13 protein-coding genes are annotated in these 18,668 nt (G+C 68.6%); 4 read left to right on the top strand and 9 right to left on the bottom strand.

What is annotated here, in order from left to right; translation table 11 throughout:
* Positions 1 to 20: 20 nt before the first annotated feature.
* Both glyS and H9656_RS10955 read right to left on the bottom strand, forming a co-directional pair.
* Entirely contained in the window at positions 21 to 2,228 is a 2,208-nt protein-coding gene (gene glyS, locus H9656_RS10960; protein WP_191744274.1) for a glycine--tRNA ligase subunit beta, read from the bottom strand.
* A complete protein-coding gene (locus H9656_RS10955) occupies positions 2,228 to 3,127 on the bottom strand; it encodes a glycine--tRNA ligase subunit alpha (RefSeq protein ID WP_225212443.1) in 900 nt (299 codons plus the stop codon). The genes glyS and H9656_RS10955 overlap by 1 nt, the downstream gene beginning before the upstream one ends.
* A gap of 111 nt (positions 3,128 to 3,238) precedes the next feature.
* On the opposite strand from H9656_RS10955, the gene H9656_RS10950 reads away from it, so the two are divergent.
* Positions 3,239 to 3,991, top strand: a complete 753-nt coding sequence (locus H9656_RS10950) for a polysaccharide deacetylase family protein (RefSeq protein WP_191744273.1) — start codon at positions 3,239 to 3,241, stop codon at positions 3,989 to 3,991.
* 91 nt (positions 3,992 to 4,082) lie between these two features.
* On the opposite strand, the gene H9656_RS10945 is transcribed toward H9656_RS10950, so the two are convergent.
* The 5 genes from H9656_RS10945 to H9656_RS10925 all read right to left on the bottom strand — a co-directional run bounded on the left by H9656_RS10945 (position 4,083) and on the right by H9656_RS10925 (position 13,167).
* Positions 4,083 to 7,391 (bottom strand): autotransporter domain-containing protein, encoded by a 3,309-nt coding sequence (locus H9656_RS10945; RefSeq protein ID WP_191744272.1) that lies wholly within the window; start codon positions 7,389 to 7,391, stop codon positions 4,083 to 4,085.
* 333 nt (positions 7,392 to 7,724) lie between these two features.
* Positions 7,725 to 8,618, bottom strand: a complete 894-nt coding sequence (locus H9656_RS10940; protein ID WP_191744271.1) for a hypothetical protein — start codon at positions 8,616 to 8,618, stop codon at positions 7,725 to 7,727.
* A gap of 35 nt (positions 8,619 to 8,653) precedes the next feature.
* Entirely contained in the window at positions 8,654 to 9,553 is a 900-nt protein-coding gene (locus H9656_RS10935) for a 4-(cytidine 5'-diphospho)-2-C-methyl-D-erythritol kinase (RefSeq protein ID WP_191744270.1), read from the bottom strand.
* Positions 9,554 to 9,557: 4 nt separating this feature from the next.
* Positions 9,558 to 11,429, bottom strand: a complete 1,872-nt coding sequence (locus H9656_RS10930; protein WP_191744269.1) for a tetratricopeptide repeat protein — start codon at positions 11,427 to 11,429, stop codon at positions 9,558 to 9,560.
* A gap of 82 nt (positions 11,430 to 11,511) precedes the next feature.
* Entirely contained in the window at positions 11,512 to 13,167 is a 1,656-nt protein-coding gene (locus H9656_RS10925) for an electron transfer flavoprotein-ubiquinone oxidoreductase (protein WP_225212484.1), read from the bottom strand.
* Between the two features lie 189 nt (positions 13,168 to 13,356).
* Here H9656_RS10925 and H9656_RS10920 point away from each other — a divergent pair, with 189 nt between their 5' ends.
* Together H9656_RS10920 and H9656_RS10915 are read left to right on the top strand one after the other, a co-directional pair.
* Positions 13,357 to 14,166 (top strand): uracil-DNA glycosylase, encoded by an 810-nt coding sequence (locus H9656_RS10920; protein WP_191744267.1) that lies wholly within the window; start codon positions 13,357 to 13,359, stop codon positions 14,164 to 14,166.
* A 95-nt stretch (positions 14,167 to 14,261) separates the two neighbouring features.
* Positions 14,262 to 15,953 carry a lytic transglycosylase domain-containing protein gene (locus H9656_RS10915; RefSeq protein WP_191744266.1) on the top strand — a complete coding sequence of 564 codons (1,692 nt, stop codon included), beginning with the start codon at positions 14,262 to 14,264 and terminating at the stop codon, positions 15,951 to 15,953.
* A 188-nt stretch (positions 15,954 to 16,141) separates the two neighbouring features.
* Here the strand turns inward: H9656_RS10915 and H9656_RS10910 are convergent, their stop codons facing one another.
* Positions 16,142 to 16,798 (bottom strand): glutathione S-transferase family protein, encoded by a 657-nt coding sequence (locus H9656_RS10910; protein WP_191744265.1) that lies wholly within the window; start codon positions 16,796 to 16,798, stop codon positions 16,142 to 16,144.
* Positions 16,799 to 16,827: 29 nt separating this feature from the next.
* A complete protein-coding gene (locus tag H9656_RS10905; RefSeq protein ID WP_191744264.1) occupies positions 16,828 to 17,148 on the bottom strand; it encodes a DMT family transporter in 321 nt (106 codons plus the stop codon).
* Positions 17,149 to 17,364: 216 nt separating this feature from the next.
* Here H9656_RS10905 and purB point away from each other — a divergent pair, with 216 nt between their 5' ends.
* Entirely contained in the window at positions 17,365 to 18,666 is a 1,302-nt protein-coding gene (purB, locus tag H9656_RS10900; RefSeq protein WP_191744263.1) for an adenylosuccinate lyase, read from the top strand.
* The last annotated feature ends 2 nt before the right edge of the window (positions 18,667 to 18,668 follow it).

Raw genomic sequence — 18,668 nt, 5'->3', positions numbered from 1 at the left:
CCTCCGGCTGCTTGAGCGCGTTAGCCCGCGATCTGGCCGAAGTCGGCGACGCGGTTCATGACATTGCGCACCTGGCCCAGCAGCTTCAGGCGGTTTTCGCGCTCTTCGGCCACGTCGGAGTTGACCATGACGGCGGTGAAGAAGGCGTCCACCGGAGCGCGAAGGCGCGCCAGCGCCGTCATGGCGGCGGCGAAGTCCTCGGCTTCCAGCGCGGCGTCCACGGCCGAGGCGGCGGCGGCGGCGGCGAAGGCCAGGGCGGTCTCTTCCGCCGGCTGGTTCGGCAGGCCGGTGGCGACGGCGCCTTCCGGCAGCGGTCCCTTCTTCTCCTCGGCCTTGAGCAGTTGGGCGGCGCGCTTGTAGCCCGCCAGCAGGTTGGCCCCGTCGTCCGTCGCCAGGAAGGCGGCCAGCGCCTCCACCCGACGCACGATCCGCACCAGATCGTCGTCGCCCAGCGCGAAGACGGCCGCCACGAGGTCGTGACGCTGGCCCTTGTCGCGCAGGAGGACGGTCAGGCGGTCGGCGAAGAAGGCGAGGACATCCCAGCCAAGCTGTGTGAGGCCAGCCTGATAATCCAGCGCGCCATGTTGCCAATCGGCGCCATCAGCCCCGTCAAGCATGGCCGCGATACGGTTGCGATCCGCTTCGACCTCTTCCTTGCCCAGAACCGCCTTACGAACCACAGAGGCGCGATCATAGTTCGGCAGCTTCTCAAGATTGCGCATGCCTGACAGGTATTCGCCGGCGACGAACGTCATGCCCTGCAGCGGCATCCGCACCCCGTTCTCCAGCACCAGCCGGATCACGCCCAGCGCCGCGCGGCGCAGGGCGTAGGGGTCCTTCGAGCCCGTGGGCTTTTCGTCGATGGCGAAGAAGCCGACCAGGGTGTCCAGCTTTTCAGCCATGGCGACGGCGACGGTGACCGGGGCGGTCGGGACGGTGTCGCCCGGCCCCTGCGGCTTGTAGTGGTCGCGGATGGCGTCGGCCACGGCGTCGGGCTGACCGGCCAGACGGGCGTAGTAGCCGCCCATGATCCCCTGAAGTTCCGGGAACTCGCCGACCATGCCCGAGGCTAGGTCGGCCTTGGACAGGCGCGCGGCCTGTTCGGCCTGAGCCGGATCGGCGCCGACCAGCGGGGCGATCTCGCGCGCCAGGGCGGCGATGCGGTCGACCCGCTCGGCCAGCGTGCCCAGCTTGGCGTGGAAGGTGACATCCTTCAGCTTGGCGTTCCAGGCGTCGAAGCCGACCTTCTGGTCCTCGGTCCAGAAGAACTCGGCGTCGCTCAGACGCGCCGACAGCACCTTGGCGTTGCCCGCCGCCAGAGCCGCGCCACCGTCGGTCGCCTCGACGTTGGCGACGACGACGAAGTGCGGAGCCAGCCCGTCCTTGCCCGGTTCGCGCACGGCGAAATACTTCTGGTGCACCTTCATCGACAGCTGGACCACTTCCGGCGGCAGGGCCAGGAACTGCGGGTCCATGTCGCCCAGGATCGGCGTCGGCCATTCGGCCAGGCCCGACACCTCGTCCAGCAGGCCGTCGTCATCGACCAGGGCCAGCCCCTTGGCCGCGCACACGGCGCGGGCGCCCTCGAGGATGCGCAGCTTGCGGTCGGCGGCGTCCAGCAGGACGAAGTTGCGCTCCAGCTTGGTGCGGTAGTCGGCGAAGTCCTTGACCGCGAACGGCTGACCCGCGCCCATGAAGCGGTGGCCCTCGGTCACGTCGCCCGATGGGATGCCGTCGACCTCGAACGGAATCACCGCCCCGTCGAACAGGGCCAGAATGCGCTTGATCGGCCGCACCCAGCGCAGGGTCCCCGTGCCCCAGCGCATCGACTTGGGCCAGGGGAAATGGCGGATGATGTCGTCGACGCTCTCGGCCACGACTTCGGTGGTCGCGCGGCCCTTGCTGCTGATCTGCGCGAACCAGACGCCGTCGCGCTCGACCAGTTGGTCCTGCGTCAGGCCGGTCTTGCGCAGGAAGCCTTCCAGCGCCTGTGCGGGGGCCGAGGTTTTGGGCCCCTTCAGTTCTTCATTGCGGTCGGGCGTGGCGGCGGGCAGGCCGTCGATGACCAGCGTCAGGCGGCGCGGCCCGGCATAGGTGGTCAGCGCGTCCCAGGTCAGGCCCGCGGCCTTCAGACGGTCGGAGGCCATGCGCTCCAGGTCGCGCGCGGCGCCGGGCTGCATGCGGGCGGGGATTTCTTCGGAGAAGATTTCGAGGAGAAGCTGGGACATCAGGCGGTCGCCCGTTCGTGTTCGACTTGAGCGAGGGCGCAGGCTTTGCACAGGTCGCGGATGCGGCCGATGTAGCTCTGGCGTTCGGCGACGGCGATGGCGCCGCGGGCGTCCATCAGGTTGAACAGGTGCGAGGCCTTCAGCACCTGGTCATAGGCGGCCAGCACCAGCGGCTGCCCCTGCGGCCCCTTCATGGTCAGGAAGTGGGCGGCCTCGCGCTCCATGTCCTCGAAGCGGCGCTTCAGCGCGGCGACGTCATAGCCGTGGAAGTTGGCTTCCGACTGCTGGCGCTCGTTCTCGAGGAAGACTTCGCCATAGGTCAGGCCCTCCTTGTTGAACTTCAGATCATAGACGTTGTCGACGCCCTGAACATACATGGCCAGACGCTCCAGCCCGTAGGTCAGCTCGCCCGAGACGACGTCGACCTCGATGCCGCCGACGCCCTGGAAATAGGTGAACTGCGTCACCTCCATGCCGTCGCACCAGACCTCCCAGCCCAGCCCCCAGGCGCCGACGGTGGGGTTCTCCCAGTCGTCCTCGACGAAGCGGATGTCGTGCAGGCTGGGGTCGATGCCGATGGCGCGCAAGGAGTTCAGATACAGCTCCTGCAGGTTGTCCGGGTTCGGCTTCAGGATGACCTGATACTGGTAATAGTGCTGCAGCCGGTTGGGGTTTTCGCCGTATCGGCCGTCGCCGGGGCGGCGCGACGGCTGCACATAGGCGGCCTTCCACGGCTTCTTGCCCAGCGCCCGCAGCACGGTGGCGGGGTGCAGGGTGCCGGCGCCGACCTCGATGTCATAGGGCTGCAGAATGGCGCAGCCCTGATCGCTCCAATAGTGGTGCAGGGTCAGGATCAGGTCCTGAAACGAAAGAGGTTCAGCAGCGGCCACGGTCGACATTTCGGTCCGATTTCGGGAGGCGCGGACCATAGGGCCGCCACGCTTCGCCAGCAAGGCGAGCGGACCGAAACCTTCACCCTTCTGCAAGCGCCGATGCGCTAGAAGGCGGCCATGATGCAGCAACGGATCGATCAGATGCGCCGCCGGGCGGCGCGCTACCTGGGCGTCAGGCCGGTGACGGTCGCGCCGGCGCGCGGGATGCTCAGCCTCAGCTTCGATGATTTCCCGGCCAGCGCTTGGACCGAGGCCGGGCCGATCCTGGCCGAACACGGGGTCCGGGCGACCTATTACGTCGCGGGCGGCCTGTGCGGCGGCGAGAACATCGGCAAGGCCCAGTTCGAGGTCGAACACCTGCAGGCCGCGCATGAGGCGGGGCACGAGGTCGGGTGCCACACCTTCGACCACGTCAGCGCCCTGCGCCTCAGCCCCGCCGAACTGACGGACCAGTTGGCGCGCAACGCCGCATGGGTGGGCGAGCGGCTGGACGGCCACGTCATGACCACCTTCGCCTGGCCCTTCGGCGACGTGGCTTTAGGCGCCAAGGCGGTGATCGACGAGCGGTTCCTGCTGGGCCGCGGCGTGCGCGACGGGGTCAACGCCGGGCGCGCCGACCGGGCCAACCTTCAGGCTATCGGTCTGGAGTCGCGCCGCCTCCCCCGCTACGACCTGGAGGCCCTGGTCGCGCGCGCGGCCGAGGCGCCCGGCTGGCTGATCGCCTATGGCCATGACGTCGAGAGCGACCCCACCCCCTACGGCTGCACGCCTGAAGATCTGGACCGCCTGATCCGCCTGGCCAAGGCCGCCGGGCTGGAGATCTTGCCGGTCGGCGAGGCGTGGGAGCGTGTGAGCGGCGTCGCTCTCTGACTCCGCCAAAAGGAAAACGCCGCCGCCCGCTGGGGGCGACGGCGTCTGTCCGTCAGGATCGCCGGGACCGAAGCCCCGACGTCCGCACTGATCAGAACCGGAAGCTGACGCGGCCGGTCAGGCGATGATCCTTGTAGTCGTCGTTGAAGACGCCCGAGTAGCCGACCTCGATGTTGGTCGACTTGTTCGCCTCGATGTTGAAGCCGAGGCCCGCCTGCAGCGCGCCCGAGTTCAGATCGGCGCCTTCGATGTGGAACACCGGACCATCCGCGAAGGCCGCGTTGAACACGGGGCCGTCGCCGCTCAGGTCTTCGGTCCAGGCCAGGTGCCCCACCGCAGACAACGCCGGACGGCCGTTGCCGCCCGCCAGATAGGTCTCGGTGCGCAGACCGGCCGTCAGCAGGTCCGAGGTCTGGGAGACGTCGCCCGACAGGGCCGCATCGCCGCCGCGCTCGACCACCTCCGCATCATATTCGACGCGGGTGTAGTTCAGGTACGGCTCCAGAACGGTCGAGCCCATGACCGGCTTGCGCCAGGACACTTCGCCATAGGCCTGCCAGGCTTCGCCGTCGTAGCGGCCGGTCAGCTGCTCGTTGAAGCGGTTCAGCGAGGCCGTCCGGTCGGTGCGGGTGCGCGAGTCCATCCAGGCGCCGCCCAGACGGAAGTCGAAAGCGCCCAGGCTGGCGGCGCCGTAGACGCCGATGTGCTGGGTCTTGACCTCGCCCGACGACAGCAAGCGGTTGGCGCGGATTTCCGACTGGCTTTCACCAACCGCGACGCCGATGTGGGCGCGGCCGTTCAGCGTCTTCTCGACCCCGGCCAGATAGCCCGAGGTTTCGCTGCGGAAGCCGGCCAGTTCGCCGTTGTCCTGACGCCCGCTGCCGAAGACGCCCGAGGCCCAGACGGCGACGCCGCGACCGTCGACCGCCTCGGTCGCGCCGTTGCGGCCGCGCGTCAGCATGGCGTCGCGGATGAAGCGCGAGTCGCCGGTCGCCACGCCGGCCAGGGTCGCGTGGACCTCGCCCGTAAGGCTGTTCAGCGCGCCGCGCACATTGTCGAAGCTGCCGTCCAGGATGGCGTCTTCAAGGGCCGTGTTGCGGCCTGCGGGTGCATCCGGGATGATCGACGCTGTCATGGCGTCCAGGGCCCCGCCGACCGCCCTCGTGTTCGGAGTGGTCCCGGCCGAGGCGATCGTCACATCGTTGCGGACCAGGGTCAGCTTCACCGTGTTGGCGTCATAGCTCAGGATCGGCTCCAGGAAGGCCAGATCGCTCTTGGCGCCGGTGAAAGTCCCGGTCACGCCGCCCGCCGACTGCAGGATGTTCATGCGGGTGCGCAGATTCCATTCGCCCTGGTCGGCCTTGAGGATGACCTCGCCGCCTTCCAGCGTGGTCGCGCCCTCGACCGCCACCCGCGAATGCTGGGCCCCGTTCACGCTGGAGCGGATCCACAGATAGGAGCCGTCCTTGAACAGCAGGTCGTTGGCGATGGTCAGCGTGCCGAACGGATTGGCGGTATCGCCCGGCGACAGGACGCCGCCCTTCTCGACCACCACATCGGCCAGACGGCCCAGGCCGCCCAGCATCCCAAGCTCGGCCACGGTCGAGGTCGAGTTGATCAGGCTGCCGTTGACGGTCAGCAGGCCGCCCTCGACCCGCGTGGCGCCGGTGTAGTCGTTATTGCCCGTCAGGATCAGTTCGCCGCCGCCCTTCTTGACGATGCCGCCGATGTCGTCGGGGAAGGAGGCTAGGACCTCGGCCGAATACCGGTCGCGCGCATCGCCGATGTCGTTGCTCCACACGTCCACCGTGCCGACGCGGACATCGACGTCGCGGACGTCGCGCAGAGCCGTCGGCCCCTTGAGCGCGACCTCCATCTGCGGCGCCCCCCAGCCCGACATCAGGTCGACGCCCGGCGCGTCCAGGTCCAGGGAACTGGAGAGCAGGATGTCGCTGATCAGGGCCGTATCATACTCGGGGAAGTGCTCCATCAGCAGGGCCGCGAAGCCCGAGATGTTGGGCGCAGCCATGGAGGTGCCGGTGTAGGCCGCATAGTCCGGCCCCGTGTAGGTGATCAGCGTCTCGAGGCGCTCCATCAGCAGGGCGTTGGCCTGGGTCAGCACGTCGGACGAAAAGGCCGGCGTCAGGACGGCCATGTTGTTCGTCGAGGTCAGCAGGCTTCCGAGCACGTCGGTGAAGCCGTCCGGATCGCCCATGCGACCGCCAGTAACCAGGGTGATGGCGACAGCGTCTTCGGCGACCTGGCGGCGCGCGGCCGCCTCGTCGAACGGCAGGCCGGCGGCTTCTGCGGCAAATTTGGCGTTTAGATAGGCGTTCAGCGTGCCCAGGAAGCGGTTGATAGCGGCGCTCTGAAGCGCCGAGACCGTCGTCGGCGTGTAGAGCGACATGTAATCTGCAGGCCGATACAGGGCCACGATGGCGTTGAAGTCGAAATCAAACCCTGGCACCGCTGAGACGATCTGATGACCCGGTCCGGCGACGCACCACGTCGCGGTCTGGCCGCAGAAGCTGGTCGACGGGCTGGGCGTCAGGTCGCCGGTGTAGTTGGCGACGGACAGCCAGTTCGAACGAAGGCGCGGATCGAACATCGGCGTCGCCGCATCGACGCCGGCGTGCGCGCCGCCGCCGTTGCCCGCTGAGAAGACGACCAGGACGTCGTTGTCCAGAATCGGCTTGTAGAAATCGCCGTAATCGCGCTCCAGCACCAGGCGTACCAGCGCCTCGGGCGCATCGAAGGGCAGAGTGTTCGACGAACCCCAGCTGTTGTTGATGATCCGGACCTCGCCGGTGGCGGCCAGGTCGATGATGTTGGACTGGGGCGTGCTGACGATATCGCCGTTGATGAAGACGTCCCGGAACCACAGGAAGTCGCCGGCGGCGAAGTTGGTCGTGGCCGAATAGATGTTGGCGCCGAAAGCGTTGCCGAACATCAGCTCGCCTTCCATGCGGCCGCCGCCGATGGTGCCGGCGACGTGGCTGCCGTGGCCTTCCCAGCCCCGACGCGGATTGATGCGGCCGTCGTTGCCGTAGTCGTCGGAGACGACGGTGTTCAGACCCTTGATCTTGCCCGCCCCGCCGAACAGCGGGTGGTCCATGTAGACGCCCGCGTCGTTGACGCCGACGGTCAGGCCCTTGCCGGTCAGGCCCAGCGCATAGGCGTGCTCCAGCCCGAGATAGGCCTTGGAATAGTCGATCGAGAACTGCGCATCTTCGCGCCAGGACGCCAGGGCCGCCTGATAGTCGGCGGTGCGCGATCCGTCCGCCATATAGAAACCGCCGTCGGGTGGCGCGGCCTGCGACTGGGCGGAGACATCACTGGCCCAGACGAGGGCCGATCCGGCGACTGCAACAAGAAGGCCGGCCTTGAACGCGTTGATCATGGTTCCCCACAAAAGCAATGACTGCACAGAAAAGGCCGCGCCCGCTTCGATGGTCCCCTGACCGTCGATTCACGGCGCTCCCTCCGCCTTCATTTGAGACGGATAGTTCCAGCTACTGTCAATCGCGGAACGGAGATCCTTCTTCACAATGACGATTTTACGTTACGGCAACGCTTAACCGCACTGAATTTGGAATTTTTCTCCGCAAGGCCCCTTCTTCAAGGCTGGCGGGGAAATGCCGCCGATTTGGTCGCCCGCCTAGCCGGATTTCCCCGTGTCGGGACGCGCCAACATGACGCATTTCGTAGAAATACGGGGGTCGGCGACTGAGGCCTAGATGAGCCCCCGCGTCGTCGCCCAGCGGATCAGCGGTTTGCGCGGCCAGCACAGCAACCAGGAGCACGCGCTGTACTCGCCCGCCTCGATCTTGGCGCGGCGCGTGGGCGAGGACGCGGAGGCGCGCTCGTCATGGATCTGGCCGCCGCCTTGGTGAATCATGAAGGCGCCGTTGCTCACCGGCGTCGTCCGCAGATAGGTCAGGCGCGGGCTGATGGTCTCCAGCGGCGGGTCGAAAAACCAGCTGGAGCCGATGACGCCGGCCAGGTCTGGTCGCGTCTGCAACAGGGCGGCGGCGGCGGCCCAGTTCCGCTCCCAGCCCGCCTCGTTGAAGTCCGACAGGTCGCGCGCCTCGGTGTGGGTCTCCAGCCAGGGCCGCCAGCCGCCGGCCTGGACCCAGCCGATCAACGGACCCGGACCGCGCCCGCCGAGCATGTGCCGCACCACCAGCCCCGGCCCGACGGGCGATGACAGGTCCAGCATCTGCGTATTGCTGCCCGGCACGCTGAGCGCCAGCGACACCCGCACGTCCTTGGCCCAGAAGTCGGGATCATACGGCTCCGCCCCGCTGTCCAGATAGGCGGCCAGACGGTCGATGTAGGTCGGATAACCCGCCAGAACCGGCTGGGGCAGACGCTCGGCGGCGATGCGGCCCGGCAGCTCCAGCCCCCAGGCGGCGACCAGGCCGCGCCTCTGGTCGTCGTTCGCGCTCTCGCCCAGAAGGCCGTCCACGGTCCGCGCAGGCAGACCGAAATCCCAATGCGGGGCGACCGCGGCGGCGGCGGCGGCGGCCCGCTCCGTCAGTTCATCCACGCGGGCGCGGTCGGCGGGCGACAGGCGCGACAGGGCGCGTTCAAAGGCGGCGGTCTGTTCGGGCGAGAGCTGGCTCATGACGGCCAGCTTGGCCTCAGGGGCTGTAAATCCGGTTAAATTGCCGGACGCGGCTCGATATCCGGTGCGCCCAGCACCACCGGACGCGACCACCAGCCGGGCCGATCCAGAGCAAGGGCCGCCTCGATCGCCGCCCCTCGGTCATCGAAAAGGCCGAACACCGTCGCCCCCGAGCCCGACATCCGCGTCAGACGACAGCCTGGCGCCGCGCGCATGGCGGCCAATGCCTCTACGATACCCGGCGTGACCGAAAGGGCGGGCGCCTCCAGATCGTTCCTCTGCTCCGACAGCCAGTCGATAACCGAAGCCGGGGTCCAGTCGGCGGGCGACGCGGGCCGGTCCGCCGCCCTGACCGGCGCGGCGTCATAGGCGCGATAGACGTCGCCCGTCGGCGACGGCAGGCCGGGGTTCAGCAGCACGCCGTGCAGGGTAGGCAGGCGGGGCTCGTCCTCCAATGCATCACCGATCCCGGACGCCCAGGCCGGGCGGGCCCGCAGACACATGGGGCCGTCGGCGCCGGCCGCCAGCGCGATGCTCTCCAGCTCGCCTTCCGACAGGCCCAGGCCCAGCAGGCGCGCCGTCAGCCGCAGCGCCGCCCCTGCATCCGCCGAGCCGCCGCCCAGACCCGCGGCGATGGGCAGGCGCTTGTCCAGCGTGACCGCCACGGGCGGCGCGCCGATCCCCGCCGCCTCCCCCAGCGCAAGCAGGGCTTTGATGATCAGGTTGTCGCCGTCCGCGCCCAGCCCGGATGCAAACGGCCCCTCCACCTCCAGCGACAGGGCCTCGGCGCGGCGCACCGTCACCCGGTCCCCGACATCGGCGAAGGCCGCCAGGCTGACCAGCGGATGATAGCCGTCCGGGCGCACCGGGCCGACGTGCAGCAGCAGATTGATCTTGGCGGGCGCCAGCCCGCTCAGGGCGTCATGGGTCGACATGGCGTCAGTCGGCCGCGCCGCCGGCGTGGCCCAGGCCCTTGTCCCCCGTCGGATCCCGACCCAGGCGGTCGCGCAGCTTGGCCTCGACCTCGGCGCGGCGCTTGTCGTCGACCTCCAGCGTCAGGACGCGGTTCCACTGGAAGCCCGCCTCGCGCTGACGGCCCACGGCCCAATAGGCGTCGCCCAGGTGGTCGTTGATCTCGGCGTTGGCCGGCTCCTTGTCGACCGCGCCCTCCAGATTGACCACCGCCGCCTCATACTGGCCCTGACGGAACTGGGCCCAGCCGAGCGAGTCCTGGATATTGCCGTCCTTGGGGTCGGCGGCGTGGGCGCGGGCGATCATGGCGGCCCCCTCCTCGACCCGGGAGCCCGTATCGACCCACAGGTAGCCGAGGTAGTTCAGGAGGGTCGGATTGTCGGGCTGCATCTGCAGCGCGGCCCACAGCTCCGCCTCGGCCTCGGCGTCCCGATCCAGCGATTCATAGGCCGCGCCGCGCAGGAAATGGACCTCGAAGCCCTGATCCGCCGTGTTCAACAGCGGGCCGTTCAGAAGGTTCAGCGCCTCCTCGTGGCGCTCCATCTGCAGCAGTTGGCTGGCCAGCATATAGGCCACCGCAGCCTCGTCGGGCCGCACCGAGGCCGCGCGCTGCAGCTCGGCCAGGGCCTCGTCGTTGCGGTCGGCCTTGCCCAGACTGATGGCCATCTGCACCCGGGCGGCGGCATAAGTCGCCGGCGTCGCCTCGCTGACCTTGGCCAGGGCGGCGCGGCCCGCCGGCTCGATCCCGCCCTGGATCAGCGTCTGGCCGATCAGCAGCTGGGTGTTGTCGCTGGGCGACAGGTTCTGGGCCAGGCGCAGATAGACGGCGCCGAACTCATAGGCGCGCTGGGCGACCATCTGGTCGGCGGCGGTGCGCAGGGCCTGCGCCGCGCCTTCACGGAAGTCCACCAGGGCCGGCGGGCGGCCTTTGGACAACACGCGCTCGCGGCCCTCCATGACCCGGCGGTCGGCGGTCCGGGCGGTGACGGCGGCGTCATACTGAGCCAGGGCCTCGTCGCGACGGCCGCGTCGCTCCAGAAACTCGCCATAGGGCAGGCGGAACAGGGCGCCGGCCAGGGCGTGGCTGGTCAGGTCGCGCCACTCGGCGTCGGCCTCGGCGTAGAGGCGGCGCTGCTCCAGCAGGCGCGCGCGATTGCCCCGCGCGACCAGATTGCTGACCGGGTCGAATGAGGCCGGCGGCATGGCCAGGGCGCGGTCCCAGTCCCCGGCTGCGGCGGCGATCCAGGCCGGAACGTAAAACCCGGCGCGGTCGTGCGGCTCGCCCACGGGGGCGGCGGCCAGCAGGGCGTTGGCGCGGCGCGCGTCGCCCCCGGCATAGGTTTGGACAGCCTGAACCAGACGCCCGGCCTGAACGATGACCGGCGAGACCTCGGGATCGGTCGGGGCGATGCGCCCCGCCTCGTTCAGGTCGCCCGCCAGAAGGGCGGCGGTGAAGGCCTGTTCGCGCACGCGCGGCTGCTCGGGCGTCAGGGCGTAGACGCGGGCCAGGTAATCGGCGCCGGTCGCGCTTTCGCCGCTGGTCAGGGCGTTGCGACCGGCCAGATAAAGACCGAAGGCGCTGTTTCGATTGGCGTCCAGCGGTATCGGCGACCATTCGGCGGGAATGGGCGTGACCTTGGGTTCTTCGGGCGTTTCCGGTTCATCGGCGATGATGATGTGCGGAACCGGGTCGCCGTTCGGCTCCGTGTGCGTCTCTACGTCCTGAGGCTGGGGAGCGGGCTCGGGCGGCGCCTCCTGCGCCAGGGCGGGCGCGGCCAGCGCCAGCGCGAGGGCGGAAGCCGCCAGGAACAGGACAGGGCGAGAAGAGACGAGACGCATGGCCGGACCCTTCACGCTTTCCCTTTCGCCCGCAAGAGTTTGAAAGCGCAAATCCCTCTCCCGCCGGTAGAGGGTTGTCAGCTTACATGTTCGGGTAGTTCGGGCCGCCGCCGCCCTCAGGGGTGGTCCAGACGATGTTCTGCGACGGATCCTTGATGTCGCAGGTTTTGCAGTGGACGCAGTTCTGGGCGTTGATGACGAAGCGCGGATCGGCGCGGTTCGCCTCATCCGCATAGACGACCTCGTACACCCCGGCCGGGCAGTAGAGGCGGGCGGGCTCGCCATACTTCGGCAGGTTGACGTTGATCGGCACCGACGGGTCAAGCAGCTTCAGGTGGGCGGGCTGGTCCTCGGCGTGGTTGGTGTTGGAGATGAAGACGCTCGACAGTTTGTCGAACGACAGCTTTCCGTCCGGCTTGGGATAGGCGATCGGCTTGTGCTGCGACGCGGGCTCGGTCGAGGCCGCGTCGGTCTTGTCGTGGCGCAGGGTGCCGAAGACGGAGAAGCCGCCGGTCAGGTGATTGACCCACATGTCGAACATGCCGACGGCCCCGCCCATCATGGTGCCCAGCTTGGACAGCAGGGGCTTGGCGTTGCGGACGACCTTCAGCTCTTTGTAAACCCAGGACTTCTTGTAGGCCGCTTCATAGGCCTCGAGCACATCGCCCGAACGGCCTTCCATGACGGCGTCATAGGCGGCGTCGGCGGCCAGCATGCCGGTCTTCATGGCGTTGTGACTGCCCTTGATGCGCGGCACGTTCACGAAGCCCGCCGAACAGCCGATCAGGGCGCCGCCGGGGAACGCCAGCTTGGGCACCGACTGGAAGCCGCCCTCGGTGATGGCGCGGGCGCCGTAGGAGACGCGCGTGCCGCCCTCCAGGTGCTCGGCGATGGCCGGGTGGTGCTTGAACTGCTGGAACTCGTCGAACGGAGACAGGAAGGGGTTCTTGTAGTTCAGGTGGACGACGAAGCCGACGGACACATAGCGGTCGCCGAAGTGGTACAGGAACGAGCCGCCGCCCGTCTTGTCGTCCAGCGGCCAGCCGGTCGTGTGCTGGACCAGGCCGGGCTGGTGCTTTTCGGCCGGGATCTGCCACAGCTCCTTCAGGCCGATGCCGAACTTCTGCGGATCGGCGGCGTCGCATAGGTTGTGGCGGGCCATGATGGTCTTGGCCAGCGAGCCGCGCACGCCCTCGGCGATGAAGACGTATTTGCCGTGCAGTTCGAGGCCCGGCTGGAAGTCGCCGGTCGGCTTGCCCTCGCGGTCGATGCCGAAGACGCCGGCGACGACGCCCTTCACCCGGCCGGTCTCTTCGTCCCAGACCACATGGCTGGCGGCCATGCCGGGATAGACTTCGACGCCCAAGCCTTCCGCCTGCTCGGCCAGCCAGCGCGCGACATTGCCCAGCGAGGCGATGTAGCAGCCATCGTTGTGCATGAAGGGCGGCATGGCGAACATCGGCAGCGACGCCTGCCCCTGCGGCCCCAGGACCAGGAACCTGTCCTTGGTCACCGGCGTCTCCAGCGGCGCGCCGCGCTCCTTCCAGTCAGGGAAGAGTTCGTTCAGCGCCTTGGGATCGATGACGGCGCCCGACAGGACATGACCGCCGATCTCGGCCGACTTCTCCAGCACGGCGACGGAAATCTCCTTTCCGTCCTTCTCGGCGCGTTGCTTCAGGCGGATGGCGGCGGACAGGCCGGCAGGGCCGCCGCCGACGATGACGACGTCATACTCCATGACCTCCCGCTCGGCGCCGACCAGGGCCTCCAGCGGGGGCAGGTTATCGATGACGGCTTCCTGCCATGCGTTCTTGGCGCCGCCTTCGATCATTTCCTCGGCCATGTCTCCTGAATCCTTGTTATCGTCGTGGTTATCCGCCTTATCGGGAGGTGACGCGACGGCGGTCAAGGCCTATTGCCTTGTTAGATGAACGTCCCCTCCCTCGACATGGCTGCCGCGGAGGCCCTGTTCGCCTTCTGGCGCGACGCGGGCGTCGACGCCTGCTTCGAGGACGAGCCGGTCGACCGCACGATCTTTGTCGCCCCGGTCGCGGCCAAGGGCCCCGCCACGATCACGCCCCTGCGCGCGCCCGGCGCGGCGTCGTCCGTCGATGAAGCCGTAGCCGAGGCCCGCCGTCTGGCGGCGGAGGCGGCGACGCTGGACGAACTGGCCGAAGCCATCGCCGCATTCGAGGGCTGCCCCCTGCGCGCCATGGGCGCCCGTCAGGCCGTCTTCGCGCGCGGCAATCCGCAGGGCTCCCTGATGATCATCGGCGAAGGCCCCGGCGCCGAGGAGGACGCCCGCGGCCAGCCCTTCGTCGGTCAGGCCGGGCAGTTGCTGGACCGCATCCTGACGGCGGCGGGCCTGCTGGATGAGGCCTTCATCACCAACACCGTCTTCTGGAGGACGCCAGGCGCCCGCACCCCGACGCCCCAGGAACAGGCCGCCTGCGCTCCCTTCGTCGAGCGCGCCGCGGCCCTGCTCAAGCCCAAAGCGGTCCTGCTGGTCGGGGCGTCGGCGGCCAAGGCCGCGCTGAAGACCGACGAAGGCATCATGCGGATCCGCGGCCAGTGGCGCGAATGGCGGCTGTCCGAGGGCGGAATCGCCGCGCCCGCCATCGCCACCCTCCACCCCGCCTTCCTGTTGCGCCAACCCCAGGCCAAGGGTTTGGTTTGGAAGGATATTCTCGATTTGTCCGTCCGTCTGCGAAGCGAAGTGGTTGAGCCCGGCGCCTGATTCAGGCATCCTGACCGCTTGGAGACCAGTCCGCAGAGCGTCGTAGAATCCCGAATCGAGACGGGGCCGACGCCGACGAAGGGGGCCGCCGCGTCATGTATTCTTTCCGCCGGACGCGTCGCGCGTCTCTGTTCGCCTTCGCCTTGGGCGCCCTGGTTGCGGGCGCCGCCCAGGCCGACGAAGCGGACTCCTCCCGCCCCTATGTTGCGACGGCCGCTATGGCCGGGGCCTCGCCCACGGCGCTGAGCAGCGAGGACCGCCTCAGCTACACCACCGCCTTCGACGCGCTGCGGCGCGGCGATCTGGAACTGGCCCGCGCCTCGGCGCGACAGGCCAAGGACCGCGTCCTTCTGGGTCAGGTCGAGTTCGAGCGTCTGTTCCACCCCAGCCACGTCGCCGCCTATGACGAACTGGCGGCCTGGCTGGAGACCTATTCCGACCTGCCGATGGCCGACCGGGTCTATACCCTTGCCATGCAGCGCCTGCCCGATGGCGCGCCCGAGCCGAAGCGTCCCGGCGGCCTGCTGACCCGCACCTGGGCCAGCCTGACCGGCCCCGGCGACGGCGGCGTGAACGACCCGGCCAAGGCCGCGCGCGTGGCCCTGAACAACGACGACCTGGCGGGCGCCTACGCCATGGGCCAGCAGATCGGCGACTGGTGGACGGCTGGTCTGGCCGCCTGGCGGATGGACCAGCACTCCGACGCCTTCCGCGCCTTTGAACATGTGGCTCAGGACCCGACCGAAGATCCGTGGGTCCGCTCGGGCGGCGCCTTCTGGGCGGCGCGGGCGGCGGCCCAGTCGGGACGCCAGGAACGCGTGGTCGAGTACCTGCGCCAGGCCGCGCGCTGGCCGGCCACCTTCTACGGCCAGATCGCCCTGCACCAGTTGGGCGAGGAGCCGGAAATCGAGAACCTGGGGCCGCGCTCCTATGAGGCGACGCTGCAGCGCGCCTCCCTGGCGCCCGAGCCGATCGGCGTCGACACGCGCACGCTGAACGCCTTCATCCAGTCCGACGAAGACGCGCGCCGCACCGTCGCCCTGTACGAAGTCGGGCGCCGCAACGACGCCGAACTGTCCGCTCGCAACGGCCTGCGCGCCGCCAGTGGCGACAGCTCTGCGCGCCAGATGTGGGCCGGCCTTTATCGTCTGGTCGCGCCGAGCCGCGCCGCCCAGTCCGAAGCCAGCCGCATCGACGCCCTGCGCTACCCGATGCCGGAACTGCAACCGATGGGCGGTTTCACCATCGAGAAGGCCCTGGTCTACGCCATCGCGCGCAAGGAGACCGACTTCAACGCCAACGCCCGCTCGGGCGCGGGGGCCTATGGGCTGATGCAGGTGATGCCGACGACGGCCGCTCACATGACCGGGGACCAGGGCTACGTCCGCACGCCCCAGCGCCTGCTGGACCCCGCGGTGAACATGAAGCTGGGTCAGGACTATGTGAACCGCCTGTTCCAGATCGAGTCCTTCCAGGGCGATCTGCTGAAGGCCGTAGCCTCCTACAACGCCGGACCGGGTCCGATGCTGGCGGCGATCCGCAAGCTGGGCGCCGACGCCGACCCGCTGTTGCTGATCGAATCCATCGACGTGCCGCAGGCGCGCGACTACGTGGAGAAGGTCGTTGCGTCCTACTGGATCTATCAGCGGATGATGGGCGGGCCGGTCAAGACGCTGGAGGCCCTGGCCTCAGGCGCGCGCGCCGTGCCGATCCGCCTGGACTACACGCCCCCCGCGCCCGCGCCGTTGCAGGTGGCCGAAGCCATGCTGGGCGGCGGCTCGCGCTAGGCGTCAGACCAGGCTCGAAACCAGCATGGCCCAGACGAAGGCGAAGGCCAGACCGGCCAGAATATAGCCGCGCGCGACCTTGCCCCAGTTGGTGTTGCGACTGATCGTCCGCATCGCCTGTCCCCCACGGCCCCCGCCGCAAGGACAGATTGTAACGCCAGTCGTTAACCGCCGGTATTCTCGAAGGCTTAAGCCGCGTTAGCCAGCGCGTCTTCGCCCCAGGCGATGAAGTCGGGCTGGGCCAGCAGGGTGTCGACATAGGCCCGGGCCGCGCCGTCCGTATCGCCGTGCGCCGTCAGATCGATCTGGAAGTGGCGGAACCGCGCCGCGACCGGGGTGAAGAAGGCGTCCGCGATCGACCACTCGCCGTACAGATAAGGCCCGCTGACGCCGAACCGGGCGCGCGCTTCGCCGAAGATCTGCACCAGACGACGGATGTCGGCGGCCGTGTCCTCGCCTTTCGGCGGCGGACAGCGGTCGGGACCGACCATCGAATGGTCGGGCGCCATGCCGCATTCGGTGCGCAGGGCCATGAAGCCGGAATGCATCTCGCAGACCACCGACCGGGCCTGCCAGCGCGCATGGGCGTCAGCGGGCCACAGCCGCGCCTCCGGATAGCGCTCGGCGCACCAGAGCGAGATGGCCAGACTGTCCCAGATGGTCTCTCCGTCGACCTTCAGAATCGGGACGCGTCCGGCAGGCGAATGGAGCGCGATCTGCTCGGCGGTGTCGGGCCGGTTCAGACGCACCACCGTCTCGGTGAAGTCCGCGCCGCAGCGTTTCAGCACCAGCCAGGGACGCAACGACCAGGTGGAATAGAGCTTGTCGCCGATCACCAGTTCCATGGTCGTCGCTCCCTAAAGGCCAGACGCCATCAGTGGCTGGAAGCGAGCTTCAACACAACCAGGCCGCTGACGATCAGAACGGCGCCGAGGACGCGCAGGGGCGTGATCGGCTCGCCCAGCACGGCGATGCCGACGACGAAGGCGCCCACCGCCCCGATGCCGGTCCAGATCACATAGGCGGTGCCCAGCGGCAGGGACTTCATCGCCAGCGATAGCAGGCCGAAGCTGACGATCATGAAACCGATGGTGCCGACGGTCGCCCACGGCTTGGTGAAGCCTTCCGACATCTTCATCAGGAAGGCCCAGACGATCTCGAACAGACCGGCGAGCAGAAGGAAAATCCAGGCCATGACAGTCTCCCTTGCATGGCGTGCCGGGTCGTCCCGGCGTCATGCCCAAAATGGGAGAGGTCGTCCTCTGAGCGCGCTCTATCTGGGACAGGACGCCCGGCAGTCAAGATTTCCACGCTGCAGAATGCCGATCCGCGCGGAAGTGATGCCCAAAAGCCTCCACTTCGACCCGGCCAACCTTGACTCGCGGCCCCTTGCGAACGACACGACGCGTCCATGATCACGCGCTATTCCCGCCCCGACGCCGTCGCCATCTGGTCGCAAGAGACCAAGTACAAGATCTGGTTCGAGATCGAAGCCCACGCCGCCACCAAGATGGCCGAGCTGGGCGTCATCCCGACCGAGGCCGCACAGGCCATCTGGGCCAAGGGCAAGGACGCGACCTTCGACGCCGACCGCATCGATGAGATCGAAAGCGTCACCAAGCACGACGTCATCGCCTTCCTGACCCACGTGGCCGAGATCGTCGGCGACGAGGCCCGTTTCCTGCACCAGGGCATGACGTCGTCGGACGTGCTGGACACCTGTTTCGCGGTGCAGCTGGCGCGCTCGACCGACCTGCTGCTGGGCGGCGTCGACCGGGTGCTGGCTGCGCTGGAAAAGCGCGCCAAGGAGCACAAATACACCCCGACCGTCGGCCGCTCGCACGGCATCCACGCCGAGCCTGTCACCTTCGGCCTGAAGCTGGCCGGCTATCACGCCGAGTTCCAGCGCGCCAAGCGCCGCCTGATCACCGCCCGTGAAGAGATCGCCACTTGCGCCATCTCGGGCGCCGTCGGCACCTTCGCCAACGTCGATCCGGCGGTCGAGCAATACGTCGCCGACCAGATGGGCCTCAGCGTCGAGCCGGTCTCGACCCAGGTCATCCCGCGCGACCGTCACGCCGCCTATTTCGCCGCCCTCGGCGTCGTCGCTTCCTCGGTCGAGCGTCTGGCCGTGGAGATCCGCCACCTGCAGCGCACCGAAGTCCTCGAAGCCGAGGAGTTCTTCGACAAGGGTCAGAAGGGCTCGTCGGCCATGCCGCACAAGCGCAACCCGATCCTGACCGAGAACCTGACCGGCCTGGCCCGTCTGGTCCGCTCGGCCGTGACCCCGGCGATGGAGAACGTCGCCCTGTGGCACGAGCGGGACATCAGCCACTCCTCGGTCGAGCGCGGCATCGGCCCGGACGCCACCATCCACCTGGACTTCGCCCTGCACCGTCTGGCGGGCGTGATCGAGCGCCTGAACGTCTATCCCGAGAACATGCAGAAGAACCTCGACCGCCTGGGCGGCCTGGTCTTCTCGCAGCGGGTCATGCTGGCCCTGACCCAGGCGGGCGTGTCGCGCGAGGACGCCTATGCGGCGGTTCAGGAGAACGCCATGAAGGTCTGGCGCGGCGAAGGCGTCTTCATCGACTTCCTGAAGGCCGACCCGCGCGTCACCCTGCCCCACGATGAGCTGGAGGCCCTGTTCGACCTCGGCTACCATACCAAGAACGTCGACGTGATCTTCGCCCGGGTGTTCGGCGAGGGCTGATC

The organism is Brevundimonas guildfordensis, assembly GCF_014836405.1.
Lineage (GTDB): Bacteria > Pseudomonadota > Alphaproteobacteria > Caulobacterales > Caulobacteraceae > Brevundimonas > Brevundimonas guildfordensis.
Note: the sequence above shows the minus strand (reverse complement) of the source record. Positions and strands in the feature narration are given on the sequence as shown.

What these genes read in the sequence shown, in the direction of transcription:
- glyS (WP_191744274.1), bottom strand. Translation starts at nt 2,228, where the DNA reads ATGTCCCAGCTTCTCCTCGAAATCTTCTCCGAAGAAATCCCCGCCCGC.
- H9656_RS10955 (WP_225212443.1), bottom strand. Translation starts at nt 3,127, where the DNA reads ATGTCGACCGTGGCCGCTGCTGAACCTCTTTCGTTTCAGGACCTGATC.
- H9656_RS10950 (WP_191744273.1), top strand. Translation starts at nt 3,239, where the DNA reads ATGATGCAGCAACGGATCGATCAGATGCGCCGCCGGGCGGCGCGCTAC.
- H9656_RS10945 (WP_191744272.1), bottom strand. Translation starts at nt 7,391, where the DNA reads ATGATCAACGCGTTCAAGGCCGGCCTTCTTGTTGCAGTCGCCGGATCG.
- H9656_RS10940 (WP_191744271.1), bottom strand. Translation starts at nt 8,618, where the DNA reads ATGAGCCAGCTCTCGCCCGAACAGACCGCCGCCTTTGAACGCGCCCTG.
- H9656_RS10935 (WP_191744270.1), bottom strand. Translation starts at nt 9,553, where the DNA reads ATGTCGACCCATGACGCCCTGAGCGGGCTGGCGCCCGCCAAGATCAAT.
- H9656_RS10930 (WP_191744269.1), bottom strand. Translation starts at nt 11,429, where the DNA reads ATGCGTCTCGTCTCTTCTCGCCCTGTCCTGTTCCTGGCGGCTTCCGCC.
- H9656_RS10925 (WP_225212484.1), bottom strand. Translation starts at nt 13,167, where the DNA reads ATGGAGTATGACGTCGTCATCGTCGGCGGCGGCCCTGCCGGCCTGTCC.
- H9656_RS10920 (WP_191744267.1), top strand. Translation starts at nt 13,357, where the DNA reads ATGAACGTCCCCTCCCTCGACATGGCTGCCGCGGAGGCCCTGTTCGCC.
- H9656_RS10915 (WP_191744266.1), top strand. Translation starts at nt 14,262, where the DNA reads ATGTATTCTTTCCGCCGGACGCGTCGCGCGTCTCTGTTCGCCTTCGCC.
- H9656_RS10910 (WP_191744265.1), bottom strand. Translation starts at nt 16,798, where the DNA reads ATGGAACTGGTGATCGGCGACAAGCTCTATTCCACCTGGTCGTTGCGT.
- H9656_RS10905 (WP_191744264.1), bottom strand. Translation starts at nt 17,148, where the DNA reads ATGGCCTGGATTTTCCTTCTGCTCGCCGGTCTGTTCGAGATCGTCTGG.
- purB (WP_191744263.1), top strand. Translation starts at nt 17,365, where the DNA reads ATGATCACGCGCTATTCCCGCCCCGACGCCGTCGCCATCTGGTCGCAA.